This is a genomic window from Bradyrhizobium sp. SOJA106, assembly GCF_059448745.1.
Genome location: NZ_CM182549.1, coordinates 3158020 through 3183383, shown reverse-complemented (window position 1 = coordinate 3183383; position 25364 = coordinate 3158020). Strand labels below are relative to the sequence as shown.

At 64.2% G+C, this 25364-nt stretch carries 25 protein-coding genes; all 25 read right to left on the bottom strand.

Going from position 1 to position 25364, the window contains the following annotated elements:
- Position 1: 1 nt before the first annotated feature.
- Positions 2-808, bottom strand: a complete 807-nt coding sequence (locus AC5V87_RS14240; RefSeq protein WP_495371344.1) for a CbbQ/NirQ/NorQ/GpvN family protein — start codon at positions 806-808, stop codon at positions 2-4.
- Positions 809-870: 62 nt separating this feature from the next.
- Positions 871-2217, bottom strand: coding sequence for a cbb3-type cytochrome c oxidase subunit I (locus AC5V87_RS14235; protein ID WP_495371343.1), 1347 nt, complete (start codon positions 2215-2217; stop codon positions 871-873).
- A 52-nt stretch (positions 2218-2269) separates the two neighbouring features.
- Positions 2270-2722, bottom strand: a complete 453-nt coding sequence (locus AC5V87_RS14230; RefSeq protein WP_456839496.1) for a c-type cytochrome — start codon at positions 2720-2722, stop codon at positions 2270-2272.
- A 112-nt stretch (positions 2723-2834) separates the two neighbouring features.
- A complete protein-coding gene (locus tag AC5V87_RS14225) occupies positions 2835-3095 on the bottom strand; it encodes a cytochrome C oxidase subunit IV family protein (RefSeq protein ID WP_456839497.1) in 261 nt (86 codons plus the stop codon).
- 2 nt (positions 3096-3097) lie between these two features.
- Complete coding sequence (locus tag AC5V87_RS14220) at positions 3098-3673, bottom strand: cytochrome c oxidase subunit 3 family protein (RefSeq protein ID WP_456839498.1); 576 nt, start codon at positions 3671-3673, stop codon at positions 3098-3100.
- A 140-nt stretch (positions 3674-3813) separates the two neighbouring features.
- Positions 3814-4242: a hypothetical protein gene (locus tag AC5V87_RS14215; protein WP_456843580.1), complete on the bottom strand. Its 429-nt coding sequence runs from the start codon at positions 4240-4242 to the stop codon at positions 3814-3816.
- 480 nt (positions 4243-4722) lie between these two features.
- Positions 4723-5913, bottom strand: coding sequence for a multiple monosaccharide ABC transporter permease (mmsB, locus tag AC5V87_RS14210; RefSeq protein WP_456839499.1), 1191 nt, complete (start codon positions 5911-5913; stop codon positions 4723-4725).
- Positions 5910-7487 (bottom strand): multiple monosaccharide ABC transporter ATP-binding protein, encoded by a 1578-nt coding sequence (gene mmsA / locus AC5V87_RS14205; protein WP_495371342.1) that lies wholly within the window; start codon positions 7485-7487, stop codon positions 5910-5912. Before mmsA ends, mmsB begins: the two co-directional genes overlap by 4 nt.
- 134 nt (positions 7488-7621) lie before the next feature.
- A complete protein-coding gene (chvE, locus tag AC5V87_RS14200; RefSeq protein WP_456839500.1) occupies positions 7622-8695 on the bottom strand; it encodes a multiple monosaccharide ABC transporter substrate-binding protein in 1074 nt (357 codons plus the stop codon).
- A gap of 71 nt (positions 8696-8766) precedes the next feature.
- Positions 8767-9648: an SMP-30/gluconolactonase/LRE family protein gene (locus AC5V87_RS14195; RefSeq protein WP_456839501.1), complete on the bottom strand. Its 882-nt coding sequence runs from the start codon at positions 9646-9648 to the stop codon at positions 8767-8769.
- Positions 9645-10721, bottom strand: coding sequence for an aldose epimerase family protein (locus AC5V87_RS14190; RefSeq protein ID WP_495371341.1), 1077 nt, complete (start codon positions 10719-10721; stop codon positions 9645-9647). The genes AC5V87_RS14195 and AC5V87_RS14190 overlap by 4 nt, the downstream gene beginning before the upstream one ends.
- Positions 10722-10723: 2 nt before the next feature.
- Positions 10724-11650: a Gfo/Idh/MocA family protein gene (locus AC5V87_RS14185; RefSeq protein ID WP_456839503.1), complete on the bottom strand. Its 927-nt coding sequence runs from the start codon at positions 11648-11650 to the stop codon at positions 10724-10726.
- A gap of 2 nt (positions 11651-11652) precedes the next feature.
- The gene (locus AC5V87_RS14180; protein WP_495371340.1) at positions 11653-12423 is read right to left on the bottom strand and encodes a FadR/GntR family transcriptional regulator; all 771 of its coding nucleotides are present in this window, start codon (positions 12421-12423) and stop codon (positions 11653-11655) included.
- Positions 12420-13400 (bottom strand): galactofuranose ABC transporter, permease protein YjfF, encoded by a 981-nt coding sequence (gene yjfF, locus AC5V87_RS14175; RefSeq protein ID WP_495371339.1) that lies wholly within the window; start codon positions 13398-13400, stop codon positions 12420-12422. Before yjfF ends, AC5V87_RS14180 begins: the two co-directional genes overlap by 4 nt.
- Entirely contained in the window at positions 13397-14389 is a 993-nt protein-coding gene (locus AC5V87_RS14170; protein ID WP_495371338.1) for an ABC transporter permease, read from the bottom strand. Before AC5V87_RS14170 ends, yjfF begins: the two co-directional genes overlap by 4 nt.
- Complete coding sequence (locus AC5V87_RS14165; protein WP_495371337.1) at positions 14386-15930, bottom strand: sugar ABC transporter ATP-binding protein; 1545 nt, start codon at positions 15928-15930, stop codon at positions 14386-14388. The genes AC5V87_RS14170 and AC5V87_RS14165 overlap by 4 nt, the downstream gene beginning before the upstream one ends.
- Before the next feature lie 115 nt (positions 15931-16045).
- Complete coding sequence (ytfQ, locus tag AC5V87_RS14160) at positions 16046-17011, bottom strand: galactofuranose ABC transporter, galactofuranose-binding protein YtfQ (protein ID WP_495371336.1); 966 nt, start codon at positions 17009-17011, stop codon at positions 16046-16048.
- A gap of 361 nt (positions 17012-17372) precedes the next feature.
- The gene (locus tag AC5V87_RS14155; protein ID WP_456839510.1) at positions 17373-18545 is read right to left on the bottom strand and encodes a fumarylacetoacetate hydrolase family protein; all 1173 of its coding nucleotides are present in this window, start codon (positions 18543-18545) and stop codon (positions 17373-17375) included.
- Positions 18546-18796: 251 nt separating this feature from the next.
- Positions 18797-19855 carry a YeiH family protein gene (locus tag AC5V87_RS14150; RefSeq protein WP_456839511.1) on the bottom strand — a complete coding sequence of 353 codons (1059 nt, stop codon included), beginning with the start codon at positions 19853-19855 and terminating at the stop codon, positions 18797-18799.
- 110 nt (positions 19856-19965) lie between these two features.
- On the bottom strand, positions 19966-20307 hold the full coding sequence (locus AC5V87_RS14145; RefSeq protein ID WP_456839512.1) for a hypothetical protein: 342 nt from the start codon (positions 20305-20307) through the stop codon (positions 19966-19968).
- A gap of 41 nt (positions 20308-20348) precedes the next feature.
- On the bottom strand, positions 20349-21062 hold the full coding sequence (locus AC5V87_RS14140) for an ABC transporter ATP-binding protein (RefSeq protein WP_495371335.1): 714 nt from the start codon (positions 21060-21062) through the stop codon (positions 20349-20351).
- The gene (locus AC5V87_RS14135) at positions 21059-21814 is read right to left on the bottom strand and encodes an ABC transporter ATP-binding protein (protein WP_495371334.1); all 756 of its coding nucleotides are present in this window, start codon (positions 21812-21814) and stop codon (positions 21059-21061) included. Before AC5V87_RS14135 ends, AC5V87_RS14140 begins: the two co-directional genes overlap by 4 nt.
- Positions 21815-21949: 135 nt before the next feature.
- The gene (locus tag AC5V87_RS14130) at positions 21950-22969 is read right to left on the bottom strand and encodes a branched-chain amino acid ABC transporter permease (RefSeq protein ID WP_495371333.1); all 1020 of its coding nucleotides are present in this window, start codon (positions 22967-22969) and stop codon (positions 21950-21952) included.
- A complete protein-coding gene (locus tag AC5V87_RS14125; RefSeq protein WP_456839516.1) occupies positions 22966-23868 on the bottom strand; it encodes a branched-chain amino acid ABC transporter permease in 903 nt (300 codons plus the stop codon). The genes AC5V87_RS14130 and AC5V87_RS14125 overlap by 4 nt, the downstream gene beginning before the upstream one ends.
- Positions 23869-23957: 89 nt before the next feature.
- Entirely contained in the window at positions 23958-25217 is a 1260-nt protein-coding gene (locus tag AC5V87_RS14120) for an ABC transporter substrate-binding protein (protein ID WP_495371332.1), read from the bottom strand.
- Positions 25218-25364 lie beyond the last annotated feature (147 nt).

Genomic DNA, 25364 nt, shown 5'->3' with positions numbered 1-25364 from the left:
CTCAGCCGATCACGGCGCGTGCGACGTCGAGCAGCGCCGACTTGACGTCGGCATCATCGGTCAACGGCTCGATCATGCCGGCGAGCACCGCGTCTGGAATCGGCATGCCGGCCGCGATCAGGGTCGCGCAATAGACCACGAGCCGGGTCGAGACGCCCTCCTCCAGATCGTGGCCCTTCAGCGCGCGCAGGCGGCCGGCCAACACAACCAGCGGCCGCACAGGCTCCGGCGACAATCCGCTCTCGGCCGCGATCACCGCGATCTCCTGCTCGGGCGGCAGAAAGCCGAACTCGATGGCGACGAAGCGCTGCCGCGTCGAGGGCTTCAGCGCCTTCAGCAGCGTCTGGTAACCGGGATTGTAGGAGACCACGAGCATGAAGCGGTTCGGCGCGGCAAGCTCCTCGCCCGTGCGTTCCAGAGGCAGGATGCGGCGATCGTCAGTCAGGGGATGCAGCACGACGGTGACGTCCTTGCGCGCCTCCACGACCTCATCGAGATAACAGATGCCGCCCTCGCGCACCGCCCGCGTCAACGGGCCGTCGCTCCACACGGTATCGCCGCCCCTGAGCAGATAGCGGCCGGTGAGATCGGCCGCGGTGAGATCGTCGTGGCAGGCGACGGTGTGCAGCGGCAATCCCAGCCGCGCCGCCATATGCGCGACGAAGCGCGTCTTGCCGCAGCCGGTCGGTCCCTTCAGCAAAACCGGCAGCTGGTGCCGCCAGGCGTGCTCGAATAGCGCGCATTCATTGCCGCTGGCCACATAGGCCGGCAGCGCTGGCGCGGTGACGGCGTGAAGGGCAGCTTTCATGGTCATTCTCCGCAATTCAGATTGAGACGGCGGCCGCGGCGAACCCGCGGCCGCCTTTACGCTCATTCGGCCGGCTGCAAGGCGCCGGGGATGACCGGCTGCCTGGCGCGACCGGGGACCAGCACGGCCCACACGAACATCAGCGCCGAGATCGCAACGAACACGCCGGATCCGAGCCGCACCCAGTAGAACAGGGCGAGCTGTTCCTGCACATCCATGTAGCTCTGGCCGAGCACACGCTGGAGATGGACCTGGATCACGCCGGCGAAGGTCAGCGCGAAGGTCATCACCGTCATGGCTGTGCACATGATCCAGAAGCTCGCCATCGAGAGCCACTGGTTATAGGGCGCACGTGCCTTGATCTGCGGGATCGCGTAGGCCATCACCGAAAGGTTCAGCATCACATAGGCGCCGAAGAAGGCGAGATGGCCATGCGCGGCGGTGACTTGGGTGCCGTGGGTGTAATAGTTCACCGACGACAGCGTGTGCAGGAAGCCCCAGACGCCGGCGCCCAGGAACGCCATCACCGAGCAGCCGACCGACCACAACAGCGCAGCGCGGTTCGGATGCTTGCGGCCGGCCTTCCAGGTCATCTGCACCGTGAAGATCACCATGGTGAAGAAGGGAGCGACCTCGAGCGTGGAGAACAGCGAGCCGATCCACTGCCAGTAGCCGGGCGCGCCGATCCAGTAGAAGTGATGGCCGGTACCGAGGATGCCGGAGAACAGCGCAAGGCCGATGATGACATAGAGCCACTTCTCCACGACCTCGCGGTCGATGCCGTTTAGCTTGATCATCAGGTAGGCGAGCACGGAGGCCATGATCAGCTCCCAGACGCCCTCGACCCAGAGATGGACGACGTACCACCAGTACATCTTGTCGACGGCGAGATTCGCCGGGTTGTAGAAGGCGAACAGGAAGAAGATCGCAACGCCCCACAGCCCGAACAGCAGGATGTTGGTCACCGTGGTCTTGCGGCCCTTGAGCGCCGTCATGGTGACGTTGAACAGGAACATCAGGCAGACGACGACGATTCCGACCTTGATGATGAAGGGCTGCTCGAGGAATTCGCGGCCCTCGTGATAGTGGAAGAGATAGCCCACCACGGCCACGGCCGCGGCGCCAAAGAACATCCAGAACTGGATCTTTGCCAGCAGCGGGCTGTACAGCTCGGTCTCGGTTTCCTCGGGCAGCAAGAAGTAGGTCGCGCCCATGAAGCCGATCAGCGACCACACGATCAGCGCGTTGGTGTGGATCATCCGGACAATGTTGAACGGCAGGATGACCGACAGCGTGTTGGGCAGGACGTAGATGGTTCCGGCGAGCAGGCCGAACACGACCTGAGCCATGAACAAGGTCAGCGCGCCGTAGAAATACAGCATCGCGACTTTCTGGGTCTGATATTTCATCTCGGATTCTCTCTGTCTTGAAAGAGGCAGGGACCTGAAAGAGGCAAGCGCGCTAGCCCGCCTTGTTCGGCGGCCATTCCTGGCGCTTGATCTTGCTGCTCCATTGCAGGAAATCGGCGAGGTCGTTGAGCTCCTGGTCGGTGAGGTTGAACTGCGGCATCTGCCGCCGCCCCTCCGCGCCCGAGGGCTGCGACTGCATCCAGGCTTTCAGCGTCTCGCGCGCCGCGGCCGGATCCTCGTTGCCGCCCCAACGGTCCCAGACGTTGCCGACTTCAGGCGCGAAATAGGCACCCTCGCCGAGCAGCGTATGGCAGTTGATGCAGGAGTTCTTCTCCCAGACATGCTTGCCGCGCGCGACCGACGACGTCAGCGTCGTCGCATCCGTCGAGGTCGTGGCCATGTAGTAATGGCTGTGTGCCGTCAGCCCTAAGAAGATGGCGAAGAAAAAGGCCGAGCCGCCGTAGAAGACGTTTCGAGCCGCCGACTTGGTCAGGCGTTCAGCCATTGCCAATCCTTTCCGTGGTGAGTCCGGTCGTGAGGAAGCGGTGATGCTGTATTTTGCCTGATAGCGCGGATGGGTCTTTGTCGGGGCGCAATGAACGCTCGCGTTGGCAGCGTCAGGTCAGGATGATCACGGCGGAGGCGAGCCATGCGAACAGCAGCACGATGACGACCCAGGCGCTGACGAGGCCGCGCCACAGCGCGGGCACCGCCCTGAAGTCCATGAAGTCGAGCGCGATCCGGCGGCCCTTGATGCCGGCCAGCGCCAGTAGCACCGCGTTGCCGAGCAGCGGCCACGGCATCAACGGCGGAAGCAGGATGGTCGCGAGCGCGAGGCCGATCAGCGTGGTCCAGGTGATCTCGAGGCGATCCGGCATCGTCATCGCGCCAGATACAGTATCGGGAACATGACGATCCAGACCAGATCGACCATGTGCCAGAAGGCGGCGCCCGTCTCGACGCCCGCGGTCTCGGCGCGGCGGCAGACCACGGCTAGGATGATGATGCCGAGACCGACATGCAGCAGATGGAATCCGGTCAGCAGGAAGTAGAGCGTGAAGAACGGGCTGGTCTCCAAGCCGATGCCGCGCCCGATCTCCTCGGCATATTCGGCCAGCTTGATCGCGATGAAGAAGCCACCGAGCGCCATGGCGATCAGCAGGCAGCGGCGCGACGTCCACTTCTCACCGGCCCGCGCGGATTTCGTCGCCCGGGCGGCAGCCCAGCCGCTGGTCACCAGCACCAAGGTGTTTAGGCCGGCGAGATTCGAATCGAGCGCGGCCTGCCCGGCCGCGAACACCGCAGGATGGATCGCGCGGGCGACCACGAAGGCGCCGAGGAACAGGCCGAAAGCGACGAGCTCGCTGAAGATCAGCACCCAGATCATGGGATCGCCGGGGAGATCTTCCAAAATTCCCCAGCCGGTTCCCTGTTGTTCGCAATCGGCCGCAGACATCGTCTTTCCGGATCAGGACACCAGTGAGCCTTAGCTCAGCCGTCTTGTTCGGAATTTGTCGCAGGACAAACTGGGGATCGGCGGCGGAGATGTTTGCGCCGGCGCAACGTCCGTTTCGCTCGATCGCGGTACGAACCGGCTCAGGCTTCCCAGGGAGCGGCGAGCGACGCCATGAGCGATGCACAGATCGGGCTGATGACCGCGACACCCATCATCATCGTCTTCGCCATCGCGCTCCGGCGTATGGGCGTATTGTCGACGGTCGCGACGGTTTCGGCGGTGAGTCTTTCCGTCGCGATCGCGACGGTGCTGTTCACGACACAATAATCCAGACGCTGCCGATCGGAGGTGCGATCAGTTCGCGCCGGCGGTCGGCCCGCCACCTCGATGCCGATCACGGGATCGCCGGTCTCCATGATCGAACGGACGATCTGATCGACGGATATACCGCAGATTTCGGTCAGGCGCTGGTTGATCAATAGGTAGCGGCAGTCCGGTGACAGACAGGCAAGCCCGATCGGGGCAGTGTCGTAGATCAGTTGCAACGCCGGAAACGTCGAGACCAGCATCACCTCCGAAGCCAGCGATGACCTTACTGTACGCGTCACTCAGCTTCCCCATGATCCCTTGCGCCAACCGCATGAAATTCGCGCGAAACTGTCTGCCGGTTGATCTAGATCAAGAAGACGCGCTGGCGCCTTCCGTTCCGAGGCTTTGGCGTGAATCGCGTCCTTCAAAACAGAACAAAGGCGCCGATCAACAAGCCTGCAGCAAAGGAGCAGAGCCCGAGAGTGCAGACGGAAACGATCCGCAAGAGGATGCGAAGCCGCCCCTCAAATTCATCATCCGTCATCTCGTCTATATGAGCCGCCACTGGTGCTGCCCTGCCCGTGCCCTCCTCGGCACCCCCGGATTTAGACCGCAATCATGGTCATCGCGAGGCATCGGTTCCGGTCGCGATGCCGATGCCGTGATCGAAATTGACGAAAATTGTGGTCGCCTGGCGGGGGCCGCGCCAGAGCGCCACCTCCGCGACGTGATCTTTGCGCCTACCGCCGCTGATTATATACGTCGATGCATACCGCGCCGAGCAACACCAGGCCCTTGATAACCTGCTGATAATCGATGCCGATGCCGAGGATGGACATGCCGTTGTTCATCACGCCCATGATCATTGCGCCGACCACGGCGCCGCCGACGCGCCCGACGCCGCCATAGGCCGAGGCGCCGCCGATGAAGCAGGCGGCGATGACATCGAGCTCGAAGCCCAAACCAGCCTTTGGCGTCGCCGTATTCAGCCGCGCGGCGAAGACGAGGCCGGCGAGCGCGGCCAGCACGCCCATATTGACGAAGGTGAGGAAGGTCAGCCGCTCGGTCTTGATGCCGGACAGGCTGGCCGCCTTGGCGTTGCCGCCGACGGCATAGATCTGCCGGCCGATCACGGTACGGCGGGTGACGAAGCCATAGAGCGCGATCAAGGCGCTCATGATCACCAGCACGTTGGGCAGGCCACGATAGGTCGCGATCAGATAAGTGAAGTAGAGCACGGCGCAGGACAGCACAATGCTCTTGCCGAGAAAGAACGCGTAGGGTTCGACCTCGATACCGTGCGACACTTCACGCGCCCGGCTCTTGGCGCTGGCGTAGACCAGCCCGAGCGCGAGCACAGCGCCGATCAGCATCGAGGTCGGATGCAGCGTGCCGGCTTCGGGCAGCAGCTCCGGAATGAAGCCCGACGACAGTTTCTGGAAGGTCGATGGGAACGGTCCGAGCGACTGGCCCTGCAGCACCGCGAGCGCCAGCCCCTTGAACACCAGCATGCCGGCCAGCGTGACGATGAAGGACGGGATCTTGAAATAGGCCACCCAATAGCCCTGCGCCGCACCAATGGCTGCACCGAGCGCGAGGCAAGCGACGAAGGCGAGGGTGTAGTCGACCTTGTAGGTGACCATGAGAAGCGCGGCCACGGCGCCGATGAAGCCCGCGACCGAACCGACCGAGAGGTCGATATGGCCGGTGACGATGACGAGCAGCATGCCCAGCGCCATGATGACGATGTAGCTGTTCTGCAGCACCAGGTTGGTGAGGTTGAGCGGCTGCAGCAGCGTGCCGCCGGTCACGACCTGGAAGAACAGCATGATCGCAACCAGCGACATCAACATGCCGTAGTTGCGCAAATTGTTCTTGATGAAGCTGCCGTGCTGGCGCTCCTCGGGCAGCGAAACCGTCTTGTCGGTCATGGCTGCGATCCTCCCATCTCCGCGGCCGCGGGCGCGGCGTTTCCAATGCTTCGTTCGTTGCGCATGATGGCGCGCATGATCTTTTCCTGGGTCGCCTCTGAGCCATTGAACTCGCCGACGAAGGCGCCGTCGTTCATCACGCAGATGCGGTCGCAGATGCCGAGCAGCTCGGGCATCTCCGAGGAGATCACCACGACGCCCCGGCCGGCTTCCGCCAGCTCATTGATGATACAGTAAATTTCGTATTTGGCACCGACGTCGATGCCCCTCGTCGGCTCATCCAGGATCAAGACCTTGGGGTCCGTCATCAGCCATTTCGACAGCACCACCTTCTGCTGGTTCCCGCCGGAGAGCTGGCCGGTCTCCTGATAGACATCGGAGCAGCGGATGCGCATGCGGTTGCGGTAATCGCTGGCGACCTTCAGCTCGGCGATGTCGTCGATCACCCTCCCCGGCGCGACCTGGTCCAGGCTGGCGAGCGTGATGTTCTTGCGGACGTCGTCGGCGAGGATCAGGCCGAGCTGCTTGCGGTCCTCGGTGACATAGGCGAGGCCAGCATCGATCGCCGCGGCGACCCTCGGCAGCGCGATCTCGTGGCCTTCGAGGGCGATGCGGCCGCTGATATTGGTGCCCCAGGAGCGGCCGAACAGACTCATGGCGAACTCAGTGCGCCCCGCCCCCATCAGCCCGGCAATGCCGACGACCTCGCCGCGTTTGACGCCGAAATTGACGTTCTTGATCACCTGCCGCTCGGGATGGATGGGGTGATAGACCGACCAATTCTCGACGCTCAGCACCGGCTCGCCGATCTTCGCGCGACGCTCCGGGAAGCGATGCGCCATGTCGCGATTGACCATGCTGCGGATGATGCGGTCTTCCTGGATCGGTTCGGCATGGCAGTCGATGCTGTCGACGGTGCGGCCGTCGCGCAGCACGGTGATGTGGTCGGCAACCTTGGCGACCTCGTTGAGCTTGTGCGAGATCAGGATGGAGCCGATGCCCTGCTCGCGGAACGCCATCAGGCGCTCGAGCAGCGCGGCGCTGTCGGCCTCGTTGAGGCTCGCGGTCGGCTCGTCCAGGATCAGCATGCGGACCCGCTTGGAGAGCGCCTTGGCGATCTCCACGAGCTGCTGCTTGCCGACGCCGAGATCGGTGATCAGCGTATCCGGCGACTCGTTCAGGCCGACCTGCGCCAGCAACTCGCGCGTGCGCCGGTACACCTCGTCGCGGTCGATCACGCCGAACTTCGATGGCGGATGCGAGAGGAAAATGTTCTCGGCGATCGACATCAGCGGGATCAGCGCCAGCTCCTGATGGATGATGATGATGCCGAGCGCCTCGGAATCGTTGATGTCGCGGAAACGCCGCTCCTCACCCTCGAAAACGATGGTGCCCTCGTAGCTGCCGGCGGGGTAGACGCCGCTCAGCACCTTCATCAGCGTGGATTTTCCGGCCCCGTTCTCACCGACGAGGGCGTGGATCTGGCCGGCCTCGACCGAAAAGTTGACGTCGCGCAGCGCCTGCACACCGGCAAAGCTCTTGCTGACGTTGCGCATCTCCAGCATGGCGGTCATCGTGTCATGTCCTTAAATCACCGTCGTTCCGGGGCGCCCAAAGGGCGAACCCGGAACCTCGAGATTCTCAGGTGCGCAATTGCGCACCATAGCTTGATGCTACGCATCGCCCCGGAATGACGGAGAAGCAACTTTTACTGGAACTGCGACTTCTTGTAGTAGCCGCTGTCGACCAGCACCTTCTCCCAATTGTCCTTGTACACCACGACCGGCTTGAGCAGATAGGACGGCACGGTCTTGACGCCGTTCTCATAGGTCTTGGTATCGTTGACCGTGACCTGCTTGCCGGCGAGTGCGGCGTCGACCATGTCGGCGGTCACCTTGGCGAGGTCGCGGGTGTCCTTGAAGATGGTCGAATACTGGTCGCCGCGCAGCATGGCCTTGATCGAGGGCACCTCGGCGTCCTGGCCGGAGATGATGGGCATCGGCTGGTCGGCGCTGCCGTAGCCGACGCCCTTCAGCGAGGAGATGATGCCGATCGAGAGACCGTCATAAGGAGACAGCACCGCGTTGATCTTCTTGTTGCCGTAGTAGGCGCTGAGAAGATTGTCCATGCGGGCCTGGGCAGTGGCGCCGTCCCAGCGCAGGGTCGCGACCTTGTCCATGCCCATCTGGCCGGACACGACGACGAGCTTGCCGCTGTCGATATAGGGCTTCAGCACGCTCATCGCGCCGTTGTAGAAGAAGTAGGCGTTGTTATCGTCGGGCGAGCCGCCGAACAGCTCGATGTTGAACGGACCCTTGCCGTCCTTCAGGCCAAGGCCCTGCACGATCGACTCCGCCTGGAGCACGCCGACCTGGAAATTGTCGAAGGTCGCGTAATAGTCGACGTTCGGCGTGCCGCGGATCAGGCGGTCATAGGCGATCACGGTGATGCCTTTTGCTTTCGCCTGTTTGAGCACGTCGGACAGCGTGGTGCCGTCGATCGCGGCGATCACAAGCGCCTTGGCGCCCTTGGTCACCATGTTCTCGACCTGCGAGAGCTGGTTCGGGATGTCGTCCTCGGCATATTGCAGGTCGGTGTTGTAGCCGCGCTCCTTCAGCACCTTGACCATGTTGTTGCCGTCGTCGATCCAGCGCGCCGACGACTTGGTCGGCATGGCGATACCGACAGTTGCTTTCTCCTGGGCGGACGCAGGCCCACCAGCGATCATCGCAGCGGCGCTCGCGAGAGCAAGCGCGAGGAAAGTCGTCTTCAATTTCAGCATATTTCACTCCCTTTGGGTGTCAGACTGTTTCTTCGTTTCGTCGAGAACTTGGGTGGATTGCCTCTGGTCTCCTATGCGAGCTTGACGTCGGGCTCCGCGCGACCGTGCGCGGATGCCTCCAAGAGAAAGGTGCAGCCGGCTTGCGGATCGGCGGCCCGCGCCGCCGCATCCATGTCCTGCCAGGCCGAGGTGACGAGAAGGCGCGAGAAATCTGGGCCGACGAAGGCCGGGCAGCTCGACTGCTTTGCCGGCACGCTGAGCGAGCGCAGGCGCTCGCCCTGCGGCGAGTAGACATCGATGCGGGCCGCGCCCCAGCAGGCGTTCCAGATGTTCCCCTCGGCATCGCACACCGAACCGTCGAGACCGCCGACGCCGGTGTGGCGCAGCAGCACCTCCGGCTCACCGCGCGGCAGGCCGGTGGTTGGATTGAGCGGCACAGCGTAGAGCACCGCGCGCGCGGTGTCCGCGAAATAGCCGGTGGCGCCATCCGGCGAGAAGCAGATGGAGTTCGGAATGCTGATGCCGGGAAACAGCGTCGAGATCTTGCCGCGGTGGAACGCGTAGATCGCGCCGGCCCCGGCTTCCGCCTTGCGGCCCATGGTGCCGATCCAGAACGTGCCGGACTGATGCACGCGACAGTCATTGGAGCGCGTCGCGGGATTATCGGCTTCAAGCGGACAGAGCAATGTCATCGCGCCGTCGGCGGGTGTGCGGATGTAGAGGCCATCCTCCGCGACGATCAGCTGACGCTCGGCATCAATGCGCCCGAGCGCGCTCGCCATCCGGCCGAGGGCGTGGACGCGGATGCGTCGGCTGGCGAGATGCGCCTCGAACAGACGTCCCTCGCGAATGTCGAACCACCAGGCGGTGTCGGTGGTGACGTCATAGGTCGGTCCCTCGCCGAGATGACACTGCTCGGCAGATAGAACCGAGGTTGGTACCTGCTCCGTCATGGCGACCTCGTCCCAAAGCGATAGACGGTGTGATGCCGATAGACTTGGCCGGGATCGAGGCGCGGGCTCGGAAAGTCCGGCCGGTTCGGCGAATTGGGCCACAAATGCGGTTCGAGGCATATTGCATCCGACTGCCGAATGAGCTTGCCGCCCTTGCCTGAGATCGTGCCCTCGAGATAATTGCCGGAATAGACCTGAAGCCCCGGCTGATTGGTCAAGAGTTCCATGACACGGCCCGAGCGCGGTGCCTCCAGCCGCGCCGCGAGCGCCAGCTTGCCGTCCCGCCCAAGGCAGTAGGTGTGGTCGTAGCCCCTGCCGTTGCGCAATTGCTCGTGGCTCTCGCGGATGCGCGCACCGACGGTCTGCGCCTCGCGGAAGTCGAATGGCGTGCCTGCCACTGCGCGTGGCGGCTCGGGCAGCGGAATGGCGGTGGGATCGATGGCAAGGAAATGCTCGGCGGCGACCGTCAGCTTGTGATCGAGAATGGGCGTACCGGATGTGGCTCCTTCCAGGTTGAAGAAGCTGTGGTTGGTGAGGTTGACGATGGTCGGACGGTCCGTCCGTGCTTCCATCATCAGCGACAGCTCGGCCGGGCCGGTCACACGATAGGTCAGGCAGACCTCGAGCTTGCCGGGATAGTTTTCCTCACCGTGCGGGCTCGTGTAAGCGAGCGTCACTGCGGGCTCGGCGCCATCGTCGGTCGCGGCGATGTCCCACAGCTTGCGATCAAAACCGTCGAGGCCACCGTGCAGGGCATTCGGGCCGTTGTTGACGGGGAGCTGGACGGTCTCGCCATCGAGTGAAAACTGTCCCTTGGCGATGCGATTGGCGTAGCGGCCGACGGTGGCGCCGAAGAACTTCCGTTCGGCGAGATAGCCGGCGAAAGCATCATGGCCGAGCACGACGTCGTCGGTGCCGCCGTTGGCGTCCGGCGCGATCAGCGCCTGGATCACCGCGCCATAGGTGATGATGTGGGCCTCAAACCCGCCCTCGCCGCGCAGCACGATGCGCTCGACCTTGCGACCGTCAGGCAGCATTCCGAAGACGTCTTTTGTTGTTTTTGAGCCAGCCATGTTCAGTCCACAAAAGGTTCGACCAGGGTGCGCCTGCCGAGCAGGAACGCGTCGGCGACGAGACGGAGCGGCGCCAAGTCGACGTCGCTCGCTCCGGTCGCGGTGAGCGCGACGAAACGCCGGTACAGCTCGCGATATTCCTCATCAGGCGCCTCGGCAACAACCTTGCCGTCGACCGCCATGATCCTGCCGCCGCGAGACAGCGTCATTTGCCCCTTGTCGGTGTCGACGAAGATATCCCAGCTCTGCGGCCCGGTCTGGCGGAAATCGAATTCGGCACTGATGGGCAGGCTGTTGATATCCGTCAGGTTCAGATTCGCGGCGATCGGCGCCTGGCAATTGGCCGGGAACGCAAGTTCGGCCGAGGTGACGAACATCGGCTGCGGCAGGATCCAAGTCAGGATCGACAGCGCGTTGATGCCGGGATCGAATACGCCAAGCCCGCCCGGCTCCCAGATCCAGGTCTGCCCGGGATGCCAGACGCGGACGTCTTCCTTCCAGTTGATGTGTGCGGATTTGATCCGCCGCGTGGCCAGCCATGCGCGCGCCGGCTCGACTGCCGGCGCGTAGCGCGAGTGCCAGGTCGCAAACAGCGTCCGCTTTGCCTCCGTCGCCATCGCGATGAGCGGATCGAGTTCGGCAACGCCGATGCCGGGCGGTTTCTCCAGCATCACATGCTTGCCGGCCGCGAGCGCCGCGGCGGCCTGGGCGCGGCGCACCTGCGGCGGCGTGCAGAGCGAGACGGCGTCGACCAGCGGGCCCTGCTCCAGCAATTCCTCGATGGTCGCAAAATGCGGCAGCCCCGGCAAGGCGGCGTTGCGGCTGGCAACGGCGGCGAGCGTCGCGCCTTCTACGGCGGCGATCGCGCCGACATGCTGATCGCGTGCGATCTTGCCGAAGCCGACGATGGCAATGCGAAGTTCGCGCACGCTTATTCTCCAGTATCTGCTGACGGTAGCGGGTCCGCCGGGGCAGTCTCGATCACCGTACCCTCGTGGCGGCGCATGCCGTTGTGAATGACGTAAATCATCGCCTCTGATGCGGCTTCCGCATCGCCGGCGGCGATCGCATCGACGATCTTCTGATGCCAGAGCAACACGGTGTCGCGGTCCTCCTGCTCGACCGGAGCGCTGAGCAGGAACGAGGCGCGAAGCGCGGCCTCGATGACGTGCCCTATCGAGCGCATGAACAGATTGCCCGAGGCACGCGCCACCGCCACGTGAAGCGCGAGGTCGGCGTCGGCAAAGCCGACGGAGTCGGAGGCTTCAAGACGCATGCGTTCCATGCTGCGGCGAAGCTCGGCGATGTCCTCTTCAGATCGCTGTGCGGCCGCGAGCATGGCGGCGCGCGGCTCGACCGCGAGACGGATCTCGGCGAGGTCGTTGAGGAAGCGCTTGTCGATGCCGGCATCGAGATGCCAGGCCAGCACGTCGGCGTCGAACATGTTCCAGGCGGCGCGCTCGCGCACGATAGTGCCAACCCGCGCTTTTGTGCTGAGCAGGCCTTTGGCGACCAGCGTCTTCACGCTCTCGCGCAGCACCGGCCGCGACACGCCGAACATCGCGATCATCTCGGCATCGCCGGGAAGCCGCGTGCCCTCGGCATAGCGGCCCGCGATGATGTCGACGCCGATCGAGCGGGCGACTTCTGCATGGTTGGAATGGGCTCGTCGTGTCGGAATAACAACGATGCGCGAGGTCATGAGACGGCTCCCGCTCGTTTCGCCACCGGTCGGCGCGCCAGCGCGACAAGGCCCTGCTGAAAAACGATGAAGGCGAACAGCAGCACGCCGGTCGCGATCTTGGTCCACCAGCTCGACAACGTGCCGTCGAAATTGATGTAGGTCTGGATCAGACCCTGGATCAGCACGCCGAGGAAAGTGCCGATCACCGAGCCCTGCCCGCCCGTCAGCAGCGTGCCGCCGATCACGACAGCGGCGATGGTGTCGAGCTCGACGCCGACCGCCGAGAGCGAATAGCCGGCGCTGGTGTAAAACGAGAAGACAATGCCGGCGATGCCTGCGAGGAGGCTCGACAGCATGTAGATCTTGATCGTCATCTTGCCGACCGCGACGCCCATCAGGCTCGCGGTCGTCCGGCTGCCGCCGAGCGCATAGACATTGGCCCCGAACCGGGTGAGATGCAGCAGCAAGACACCGCCGATCACGATCAGGAGCATGATGACCGCGATCGCCGTCAACCGCCCGCCGCCGGGCATCCGCAGCGCGAAATCCGACACGGTGGAATAGAACGGCGCGGTGATCGGCACCGATTCCGTCGAGAGCAGGAAGCTCGCGCCACGGGCGAGGAACATGCCGGCCAGCGTCACGATGAAGGGCGGCAGGTCGAAGATATGGATGACAGCGCCCATGGCCGCGCCGAAGGCAGCCGAGAGCGCGAGGATGGCGACGAAGGCGACCAGCGGCGGCACGCCCCAGCGCTCGATCGCGAGCGCGACAAACACGGTGGTGAAACCAATGACCGAGCCGACCGACAGATCGATGCCGCCGGAGATGATCACAAACGTCATGCCGGTCGCGACGATACCGAGGAAGGCGTTGTCAGTGAGGAGATTGCCGACCACACGGGTCGAGGCAATGTTGGGGAACTGCACCGCGCAGGCCGCAAAGGCCACAACGAGCACGACGGCGGTGATGAGGACGGGTGGCAAGCTTTTCATGCTTTCGTCCTCCACAGCCGCGACACGACACCGGCAATGCCCGGTAGTTTCGGCGATTGCAGCAGGAGCACCGCGAGCACCACCACCGCCTTGACCAGCAGATTAAACTCCGGCGGATAGCCGGACAGCAAGATGCCGGTGTTCATGGTCTGGATGATCAGCGCACCGAGAACGGCCAGAACGAGGCTGAAGCGGCCGCCGAACAGCGAGGTACCGCCGATTACGACGGCGAGGATGGCGTCGAGCTCGAGCCAGAGACCGGCATTGTTGGCATCCGCGCCCATGATGTCGGCCGCCGCGATCACGCCGGCCAGCGCGGCGCAGATGCCACACCAGACATAGACGGAAAGGATCATCGCGCGGGTGCCAACGCCAGCAAGCTCGCTCGCGCGCGCATTGCCGCCGGTCGCCTCGATCAGGAGCCCCAGCGCCGAGCCGCGCACCACCGCGCCGGTCAGGATGAGCATGCCCAAGGCGATCACGACCGGCACCGGCAAGCCGAGCACCGAACCATTACCGAGCCAGACCAGGTCCGGCGAAGAGAAGGTCACGATCCGCCCTTCGGTGATGAGCTGGGCAATGCCACGCCCCGCCACCATCAGGATCAGCGTAGCCACGATCGGCTGCATACCGAGCACGGCGACGAGAAAACCGTTCCACAAGCCGCAGACGAGGCCGGCTCCCAGCGCAGCCGCCAGCACCACCGGCAGCCCGTGGCTGTCCGCGAGGGTCGCCGCAATCGCGCCGCAGATCGCCATCACCGCGCCGACCGAGAGATCGATGCCGCGCGTTGCGATCACCAGCACCATGCCGAGCGAGAGCAGCGCGACCGGCGTGCCGCGGTTGAGCACGTCGATCAGGCTGCCGAACAGGCGGCCGTCCTGGAGGCGCAGGTCGAAGAATTGCGGCGAAACCGCGCGGTCGACCGCCAGGATGACGATCAGCGCGAGGATCTGGGCAAGGCCGCGGCGCGGCAACAGCGCTGTCATGCCCTGCCCTCATGCGCGATGGCCGAGTCGTCGGCGGCGATGGCCGCGAGAATGTTGGTGACGTCGATCGCCTCGCCCTGGAGCTCCTCGACATGGGCGCGGTCGCGCAGCACGACGACGCGGTCGGAATAGGTCACGATCTCGTCGAGCTCGGAAGAGATCACGAGCAGTGCGAGGCCATCGTCGCAGAGCTCGCGGATCAGGCGGATGATTTCGGCATGCGCGCCGACGTCGATGCCGCGTGTGGGTTCATCCAGCACGAGGAGCCGCGGCGAGGTCGCGAGCCAGCGTGCGAGCAGCACCTTCTGCTGGTTGCCGCCGGAGAGCAGGCCGACGGCGCGCTCGGGATCGGGCGGGCGGATGTCGAACATCCTGACATAGCGACGCGCAATCTCGTCCTGCTCGCGGCGCGACAATGGACGGTGCAGGCCGCGCTTGGCCTGAAGCGCGAGCACGATGTTCTCGCGCACGGTGAGCTCGGCGACGATGCCGTCGGTCTTGCGCTCCTCCGGGCAATAGCCAAAGCCGTGGCGCACGCCATCGCGCGGCGACTGCAGCCGTACGGCCGTGCCCTCCACCCTCGCCTGCCCACAATCGGCGCGCTCGGCACCGAACACCAGCCGCGCCGTCTCGGTGCGGCCCGAGCCGAGCAGACCGGCGAGACCGACGACCTCGCCGTGGCGCAGCTCGAGATTGAACGGTGCGACATAGCCTGATTTGCCATAGCCTTCGAAGCTCGCGCAAACCTCGCGTGTCCTGTGCTCGCCGGCCGAGGCCCGCGCGCTGGTGGTCTCGGCCAGCTCGCGGCCGAGCATCATGCGGATCAGCTCCAGCCTCGGCAGCGAGGCGGTCTCGCGCTCGCCGACGAGGCGGCCATTGCGCAGGACGGTGATGCGGTCGGAAATTTCGTAGACCTGGTCGAGGAAATGGCTGATGAAGACGATGCCGATGCCGCGCCCCGCGAGCTGTCGCATGATGCCGAAGAGGATCTCGACTTCATGACGGTCGAGGCTCGCGGTCGGCTCGTCCAGGATCAGTACCCGCGCGGAGAGATCGACGGCGCGCGCAATCGCGGTGACGTGCTGGACCGCCACGGAGTAGTTGCCGAGCGGCGCGGTGACGTCGATATCGAGACCGAAATCCGCAAGCAGCGCTTTGGCGCGGCGCCGCATCTCGCCTTCGCGCACGATGCCGCAGCGCATCGGCTGCCGGTCGAGGAACAGGTTCTGCGCCACCGAGAGATTGGGCAACAGATTGACCTCCTGGTAGACCGTGGCGATGCCGGCCCCAAGTGCGGCCTTGGCCGAGCGCGGCGCAACCTCCTCGCCGCCAATCCTGATGATGCCGGCATCCCGCGGAAAGACGCCGGTGATCACCTTGATCAGCGTGGACTTGCCGGCGCCGTTCTCGCCGAGCAGCGCATGGATCTCGCCGGCGCGGAGCGTGAAGTCGACCTCCTGCAGCGCGCGCACCGCGCCAAAGCTCTTGCTGATCCCGCGCACCTCCAGTAGCGGCGGAGCAGCGTCAAGGCCGTTCTCCATGGCAAATTCACTCCCACCGGTGCCGCGCTTGCGACGCGGACAGCCAGCCTAATCGTTCGCGCAGCGGATTCGAAGGGGCGCCGCCGGATGATCCATCGCGGCGGCGCATTTCACCTCAGTAACCAAGGCCCTTCTTGCTGTCATAGATCTTCTGCGGATCGTCGGCAGCCGTATAGAGCTTCGACTCGGTCTGGATCCATTTCGGCGGCACCGTGCGCTTCGCCTTGAAGGCCGCGATGGCATCGAGCGCAGGGCCGGCCATGTTCGGCGTCAGCTCCACCGTGGCGTTGGCTTCGCCCGCGGCCATCGCCTTGAAGATGTCGGGGACCGCGTCGATCGAGACGGTGAGGATCTCCTTGCCCGGCTTGAGGCCGGCTTCCTTCATCGCCTGGATGGCGCCAACCATCATGTCGTCATTGTGCGCGTAGACGGCACAGATCGACTTGCCGCCGCCTTCGGCCTTGATGAAGCTCTCCATCACCTCCTTGCCCTTGGCGCGGGTAAAGTCGCCGGTCTGGCTGCGCACCACCTTCAGGTTCGGATGCTTGGAGATCGCCGTGTCAAAACCCTTCTTACGGTTCGCGGCGACGCTGGCGCCGACCGTGCCCTGCAGTTCGACGATGTTGCAGGCTTTGTTGCCGACCGTCTTTGCCAGCCAGTCGCCGGCGACCTCGCCTTCATGCACGCTATCCGAGGTGACGGCGGTGAGATAGAGCTCCTTGCCCGAGGGATCGATGTCACGGTCGAGCAGCACGACCGGGATCTTGGCCTCCTTGGCTTCCTTCAGCACCGAATCCCACCCCGTCGAGACGACCGGCGCAAGGAAGATCGCATCGACGTTCTGCGCGATGAAGGAACGGATCGCCTTGATCTGGTTCTCCTGCTTCTGCTGCGCGTCCGCGATCTTGAGATTGACGTTGCGCTTGGTCGCCTCCTGCTTGGAGACCGACGTCTCAGCCGCGCGCCAGCCGGATTCCGATCCGATCTGCGAGAAGCCGATCGTGAGCTCTGCGGCACTGACCGGCAACGCGAGAAGCAACGCGGCCATGGCGCTGGCCGCAAAGAGGGCTTTAGGGGTCATCAAGGCGTGTCTCCCAAGAGTTATCTCGGGCGCCGATTGGTAGCATGGCACCCGCAGGCCGGCCCCTTAGGCTGGCGGAAGATACTATTTCACGTAAGATCGGTTCCGTATAGTCATATTATTTGACTATTAGATGAAGCGGCGCAGGCGTGCAGGACGGCCGCGCAGATGACACGCCAAGCGCGATTTTGTTCCGCAAGTGCAACGGGAGGATGAAGGAAAACGTGCGGGGTGGTTTGCGTGCCAGCAACGCGTCATGCCCGGCTTGTTCTGGGCTCCACACCTTGTGCCGCAAGCAAGACGTAGATGGCCGGGACTAGTCCCGGCCATGACGAAGCCGCAAGCAGACGCAGGAAAAGAGCTAGATCAGCTTCCGCTGCGCCAGGTTCTTCATCAGCGCACCAATGCCGAACGTCCAGGGCTCGCACTCGTCGCTGGTGCGCATGCGGTTGACGAGCTTGCCGAGCTGCGGCGCCGCGATGGTGACGATATCGTCGCGCTTGTGGGTGAACCCCTGCCCCGGCGCGTCGCGATCCTTCACGGGAGCGAACATGGTGCCGAGGAACAGCACGAATCCATCTGGATATTGATGGATTTTGCCGATGGTCTGCGCGACGAGATCGGTCGGATCGCGGCTGATCTTGCTGATCGAGGAATGGCCGTCGAGGACGAAGCCGTCCGCACCCGTCACGTTCAGGCTGATGTCGAGCTTGCGCGCGTCATCGAGCGTGAAACTGTCGTCGAACAGGCGCAGCAGTGGGCCGATCGCGCAGGACGCGTTGTTGTCCTTGGCCTTCGACAGCAGCAGCGCAGAGCGGCCTTCGAAGTCGCGCAGGTTCACGTCGTTGCCGAGCGCGCCGCCGACGATCTTGCCGCGGCTGGAGACGAACAACACGAGCTCCGGCTCCGGATTGTTCCAGGTCGACTTCGGATGCAGGCCCGCATCCATGCCGGTGCCGACTGAGGACATGGTCGGCGCCTTGGTGAAGACCTCGGCATCGGGGCCGATGCCGACCTCGAGATACTGGCTCCAGGCGTTCTGATCGATCAGCACCTGCTTCAGGTGCATCGCCTGGTCGGAGCCCGGCTTGAGCTTTGACAGATCGTCACCGATCAGCCGCGTCACCTCTTTGCGGATCGCCTCGGCCGACGCCGGATTGCCCTTCGCGCGCTCCTCGATCACGCGCTCCAACATCGAAATCGCGAAGGTGACGCCGGCGGCCTTCAAGGTCTGGAGATCGACCGGCGCGAGCAGCCACGGCTTCTTGGGGTCACGACTATCGGGCGCGGTGTTGGCCACGATGGCTTCGAGACCGCCGATGCGCTCGCCCTTCGCCGCGGCCAACGCCTTGGCCGGATCGTTCTCCTCGCAGAGTGCGCTGATTGTCGGAAATTTTGCCGTGACGTCGAACACGCCAGCGCCGCGCACGGCGACCACGGCGGGGCCATTCACCTGCGGCAGCCAGACGCGGCCGGCGAGCGTGCCGCGTGTTCCGTCCTCGGGGAGAAGGTCCTTTACCGTCAAAGTCGTCATGGCCGCGTCCTCGCTCTCGTCGGATCGGCCGCGCTTGCTCACGGCCAACCACATTGGCGAAAACCAATAGCGGTCTGGCATGGGAAGTCCACGGCCAATCGCTAGAGGATTTCATTAAGCCCTCCCCGCTTGCGGAGACGACGGTCTCGTATTGGTGGGCAAAGCGGAGGGTGCCCAGCATCTTTGGTCACGCAGATGGTGGACACCGCGCGTTCGTGCCTTCGCTCACCCCGACGGCAGTTTCGTGTGCCTCACTTGAACCAGTGCACCAGCGCGATGCTGATGCCAAGCAGCAGCAGCAGCGACAGCGTCACGGCCGCCGTCACCCGGCCGCCGACATTCGCCAGCACGCGCACATCGACGCCCAGACCTAGCGCGGCCATCGACACAACCGTGAGAAAACTCGTGATCTTCGTCACCGGCCCTACTACCGTCGCCGGCACGATCTCGAGGGAGCGCAAGGTCGCCAGCGCGAGGAAGCCGAGGATAAACCAGGGAACAAGACGGAAGAAACCGACATTGGCCTTCTTGGCACCGCTTTGCCAGCGCGAGGCGACTAGCGACAGGACGACCACGACCGGCCCGAGCATCAGCACGCGCATCAGTTTCACCAGCGTGCCGATCTGCGTCGAGACCAGCCCGGCCGGCACCGTTGCGGCGAGCACCTGAGGCACGGCGTAGACGGTGAGACCTGCGAGGATGCCGTATTGCGTGGCGGACAGTTGCAGCAACGGGATCAGCAGCGGCAGGCCCAGCACCATCATCACGCCGAGGATAGCGGTGAAGGAAATCGACGATGCGATCTCGTCATTGTTGGCGCCGATGATCGGCGCCACCGCCGCGATCGCGGAATTGCCGCAGATCGAATTGCCGCAGGCGATCAGGATCGACAGCCGCGTCGACAGGCCGAGCATCCGGCTGAGGCCGAAGGAGACGCAGAGCGCGACCCCGACGACGGCCGCGATCGATGCCAGCAGCGCGATGCCCGAGGCCGCGATGGCGGCAAAACTGATGGAGGCGCCGAGCAGCATGACCGCGACTTCGAGCAGCTGCTTGGCGCTGAAGGCGATGCCGGCCTGCCAGCGTGGCGCGGGTTTCCAGAAGCTGCGCAGCGCCATGCCGAGCAGGATCGCCATCACCAGCGCCTCGACATAGGGATGCTCGAACACGCCGAGCTCAGCCCGCTCCAGCAGAGCCGAGACCCCGGCGACGACGATGCACAGAAGAATGCCGGGAATCAACGCGAGGACCCGGCTCGCGGTGGTGGCCGGCTTGGAATCGGCCGGGCTGGATGCTTGATTCTGCGACACAAATCTCTCCCAAGGGGAAGGATTTATACGCAGCGCCGTCCGATTGGGGAATAAGTTTTCGGCATATCAGGGCCGAGGGAAGTTCTGTGCTCGGCCCGGAAGAGCGAGGGTCAGAAGATCAGGCTTTTGGCGAGCAAAGCGACGCGGCTGAAGCCATCATAGACGCCCGGCTCAAAGAAAGCGGCACGGGCGAGCACGATGCCGGCGACCAGCGACCAGAACAGGCCGGTGCCGACCCGCAGCAACATTTTTGAGGCGCGCGACCGCGGCTGGGTGTCCGTTGCGGACACCAGTTGCTCGCCGAAGGGCTCAAATCCGGTGCGTTCCATGGCGGTCAAATCCATCAATCTCTGGCGGAAATGTCGTCGTTTCGGCCCAAAACAGCAATGGAAGCGATTGGCGTTTTTATCCTCCGGAGGGGAAACTCCTTCCTCTCGACGGCGCCAAGGCAATGGTTTTCTTCTTTCGGCCTATTTGGACCCCGGCCACCGGCCTAGAGGGCCAGATAGCGGCGACGGATGGCGTCGTTGGCTTTCAGCTCCTCGATCCCGGCGGCATAGACGATCTGGCCCTTGTCGATGACCGTGGCGTGGCTCGCAAGGCCCAGGCAGAAATGCATGTTCTGCTCGGCGATCAGCACGGTCGAGCCGATCTGACGAAGCTGCCGCAACAGCTCGCCGATCCGCTGCACGATGATCGGTGCGAGCCCCTCGCTCGGTTCGTCCAGCAGCAGCAGCGCCGGATTACCCATCAGCGTGCGCGCGATCGCAAGCATCTGCTGCTCGCCGCCAGAGAGACGCCCGGCGATACGATGGCGCAGCGGCTCCAGCAGCGGAAAGACCTCGTAGATGCGCTTGATCGGCCATTCGTCCTGGCCTTCCGGCCCTTTCTTCTTCCCGATGATGAGATTGTCCTCGACGGTGTGCTCCGGAAAGATCTGGCGATCCTCGGGCACGAAGCCGAGCCCGGCGCGCGCGATGTGGTGCGGCTTGTGGCCGGAAATCACCGCGCCGCGAAGGCTGACCCTGCCTCGCCGCGGCGGCGCAAGGCCCATGATCGCTTTCATTGTCGTCGTTTTGCCGGCGCCATTGCGCCCCAGCAGCGCCATGGTCTCGCCCTGTCGCACAGAGAGGCCGACGCCGAACAGGATTTGGCTCGTGCCGTAAAAGACGTCGAGATCGGCGACCTCGATGACCGGCGTGCTCATGCGGCGGCTCCCGCATGTTCGGTGCCGAGATACGCATCGATCACCGCGCTGTTGTTGCGGATCTCGTCCGGCGTGCCGGTCGCGAGGATGCGGCCGTAGCAAAGCACGACAATCTTCGGCGCGATCTTGAACACGATGTCCATGTCGTGCTCGATGAAGATGACCGTGATCTTCTGGGTCTCCCAGAGCTCGCGCACCTTGTCGATCATGCGCCAGCGCTCTTCCGGTCCCATGCCGGCGGTCGGCTCGTCCAGCAGCAGCACCTTCGGTTCGAGAACGAGCGCGAGAGCGATGTCGAGCAGCTTTTGGTCACCATGCGACAGCGTCGCGGCGGTGCGATGACGCTTTCCGGCAAGGCCGAGCAGCTCCATCACGCGCTCGGCGCGGTCGCGCGTCTCCGGCAAGGGAAAACGCTTGTGCAGCACCGCCGACGAGCGCTGGTCGGCGCTGACCGCGGCGAGCATGGTTTCCTGCACCGTCAATGACTTGAAGATGCTTGCGACCTGAAAGGCACGGCCGATGCCATGACGCACGATCTCCGGCGGCGAGCGGCCAACGAGATCGACGCCGTCGAGCAGCACCTGGCCGGAATCCGGCTTCAACGCGCCGGTGATCAGGTTGAAGAAGGTGCTCTTGCCGGCACCGTTCGGGCCGATCACCGCCGTGAGCGAACCATCCGGGAAATCCAGCGAGACGTCGTTGGTCGCCTTCACGCCGCCAAAAGACTTTGCGAGCATGCGGATCTCCAGCATGGCTAGCACCCCTCAGGCCTTCGCCTGGCCCCGTCATTCCGGGATGGTCCGTCAGGGCCAGACCCGGAATCTCGAGATTCCGGGTTCGCACTTCGTGCGCCCCGGAATGACTCCATCTTGAACACTCCAGGCATGCTAGCGCCCCTCGCCTGCATCGCGCCGGTGCGCGAACCATTCGGCGACGAAATCGAGCAGGCCTTTGCGCAGGCCCAGCGCGAAGAACAGGATGACCATGCCGAGCACGATGCCGTGATATTCGGTGAAGCGCGTGACGGTGTCGTTGAGGAGGAGCAGCAGCACGGTGCCGACCATCGGCCCCAGGAACGTCGAGACCCCGCCGAGCATGTTAATGAAAATGCCCTCGCCCGAGATGGTCCAATAGGCGAACTCGGGATAGGCGCCGGAGACGAACAGCGCCATCACCATGCCGCCCATGGATGCGAACAGCGCCGCCAGCACGAAGACGGTGAGCTTTGCGCGCCAGACGTCGATGCCGAGAAAGCTCGCGCGCGCGGCGTTGTCGCGGATCATGCGCAGTGTGTAGCCGAACGGCGATTGCGCGATCTGGCGCATCGCGAGCAGACCGAGGATCAGCAGCGCGCAGCTCGCGATATAGAGATGGACGTGGTTGGCGAGATCGATGCCGAGGAAAACCGGGCGCGGGATGCCGCCGCGCAAGCCCTGATCACCGCCGGTGAAGGACGCCCAAGACAAAATAGTCGAGTGGATCAGCATCTGGAACGCGAGCGTGACGAAGGCGAAGTAGATCTCTTTCAACCGCACGCAGATCGCGCCGATGATGGCGGCGATCACCGCGGTGATTGCGAGTGTCGCGACGAAAGCCACGGGGATCGGCACGCCGAGCTTCTGCATGATCAGGCCGAAACTGTATGCGCCAAGGCCGAAGAACATGCCGTGTCCGAACGAGGTCAGGCCGGTGTAGCCGACCAGCAGATTGAGCGAGGTCGCGAACAGGCCGTACGCCGAGCAGCGGATCACGAAATCGAGCAGCGCCTTGCTGCCCGTGAACAGCGGCAGGCTCGCCAGCACGGCAAAGGCGGCCAGCGCGATCAGCACGTCGCGGTAGCGATGAAGCGCCGAGCCGCTTCGCACCGGCGCTAGCGTTTGCGCGCGTCCGGCCTCCAGCTCGGTCATGCTGCCTCCTTGCCGAACAAGCCGGTGGGTTTCGAGACCAGCACGATCACCATGAACAGATACATCAGGCCTTCCGTGAACAGGGGAAAACCGAGCGAGCCGAACGAGCGGATCAGCCCGAGCAGCAGCGCTCCGATCAGCGCACCCAGGATCGAGCCCATGCCACCGATCACGGTGACGATGAAGGATTCGATCAGCACCGAAAATCCCATGCCGGGCGTCAGCGAACGCACGGGCGCAGCCAGCGCGCCCGCGAGCCCCGCCAACATGCCGCCAAGCGCGAACACGCCGCCATAGATCAGGCCGGTGTTGATGCCCAACGCGGAGACCATCCCGGGATTATGTGCTGCGGCGCGGATCACCTTGCCGATGCGGCTGCGCGACAGCCCGATGCCGAGCACGATCGCCGCGAGCAGCGCGACGCCGATCAGCAAGAGATAATAGGGCGGCACCACGCCGCCGGCGATGAACAGCGGCATCACCTGGAACGCGGACGGCATGCCCATCGACTTGAACTCCGGCCCCCAGATGATGCGCACGACGTCGTCGAAGATCAGCACGAAGGCGTAGCAGACGAGGAGCTGCATCAAAACGTCGGCGCCGTAGACGCGGCTCATGAAGACGCGCTCGAAGATCAGGCCGAGAATGGCGGTGCCTGCCGCGCCGGCCAGCATCGCCAGCGCAAAACTGCCGGTGAGCTGATTGGCCGTCATCGCGAAATATGCGCCGAACATATAGAAGGCGCCGTGGCTGAAATTGACGACCTTGAGCACGCCGAAAATCAGGGTCAATCCGACCGCGACCAGGAACAGCAGCATGCCGATGATGAGCCCGCTGGTGGTTTGCGTCACCAGGCAGGCGGAGCTGGAGAGGCAGCCGGTGAGCGCATCGAGGTCCACGGGAGCACTTTCATTGCGGCGCGCCCGATGTGGCGCGAAAGCCAGACGAAAACGGCGGAGGAAGTCACCCGCCTCCGCCGCACATCACATCAGGTGTAACCCTTGCTCTTCTTCCACTCGGCCTCTAACTCGAAGATGGTCTTCCAGTCGCCGGCCTTGACCTCCGGGACATAAGGCTCCTGCGGAATCGTGGTGCCCCAGCCGATGGCGTAGCCGACCAGCGTGTGGTCGTCGCCGCGCATCGTCACGGTGCCGTCGGCGCCGAACGGGCATTTGATTGTGAGGCCTTTCAGCGCCTCCGCGATCTTCTTGCCGTCGGCGGAGTTCGCCTTCTTCGCGGCTTCCGCCATCAGCATGATGGCAGTGGCGTTCTCCCAGGACCAGTTGGTCGGGTATTCATTATACTTGGCCTTGTAGGCGTCGCCCCAGGCGGCATTCTCCGGCGTGGCCGGGAACGTCTTGATGTAGCGGTTGCCGGAGTGGATGCCCTTGGGCAGGTTCTTCACCACGGTGAGCGCGGTGTAGTCGGCCATGTTAACCGCGAACACCTCCATCTGGCCGAACATCGCGTAGATGTTGGCCTGGTCAATGTAGGAGGTCAGATCGCCGCCCCACAAGCAGGAATAGAGCGCTTGCGGTTTGGCCTGCAGGATCTTGGTGACCACCTCGGTATAGTCGGGCTGAAACAGCTTCGGCCAGGACTCGCTGATGATCTCGACCTCGGGCGCAAAGCGCTTGAGGTACAGCGTGAACTCCGCCGTGGTGTCGCGGCCATAGGCATAGTCGGGCGAGCAGGTCGCCCATTTCTTCAAGCCCTTCGCCTTTGCGATCGCCGCGGCATAGCTGCCGCCGACGATAGAATCGTGCACGCCCTGTCGCGCGGTGCGGAAGGCATTCGGAATGTGCTGCTTGGGATCGGCGGTCAGCGACGACGTTTCCGAATTGGTGTGGACGCAGAACACGCCGAGATCGCGCGCGACCTCATGCACCGCGAAGGCGCCGGAGGAGGCTTCGGCATCGATCAGCAGCTCGCAGCCATCGGTGTTGACGAGCTCGCGCGCGACGCGGGCTGCTTCCTGCGGCTGGCCCTTGGAGTCGCGGATCACCATCTCGATCTGTCGGCCGGCAAGACCGCCGGCGGCGTTGACCTTCTCGACCTCGAGCATCACCGCATTGCGCGACGATGTGCCGAGCTGCGCGACGCGGCCCGACAAGATCGTCGGCATGCCGATCTTGATGGTCTTGGCTTGGGCGCGCGCCACCCACGGCGCGGCAACACTCATCACACCGGCGCCCATCAGCGCCAGTGCTGAACGGCGGCTGACGCCCGGCGTGCGGGTTCTCTTCATTTTCCCCTCCCTCTTTCGGGTCGGCGTTCCAGTCCCTTGTCGAAGATCGTCTCGTCTCCGTGTTCCCAACAATTTCAGAGGCAGGGGGTGACGTCAAGACAAACATGAATTATGAGTCAGAATTCAGAATGGGAGGAAACGAGGCCA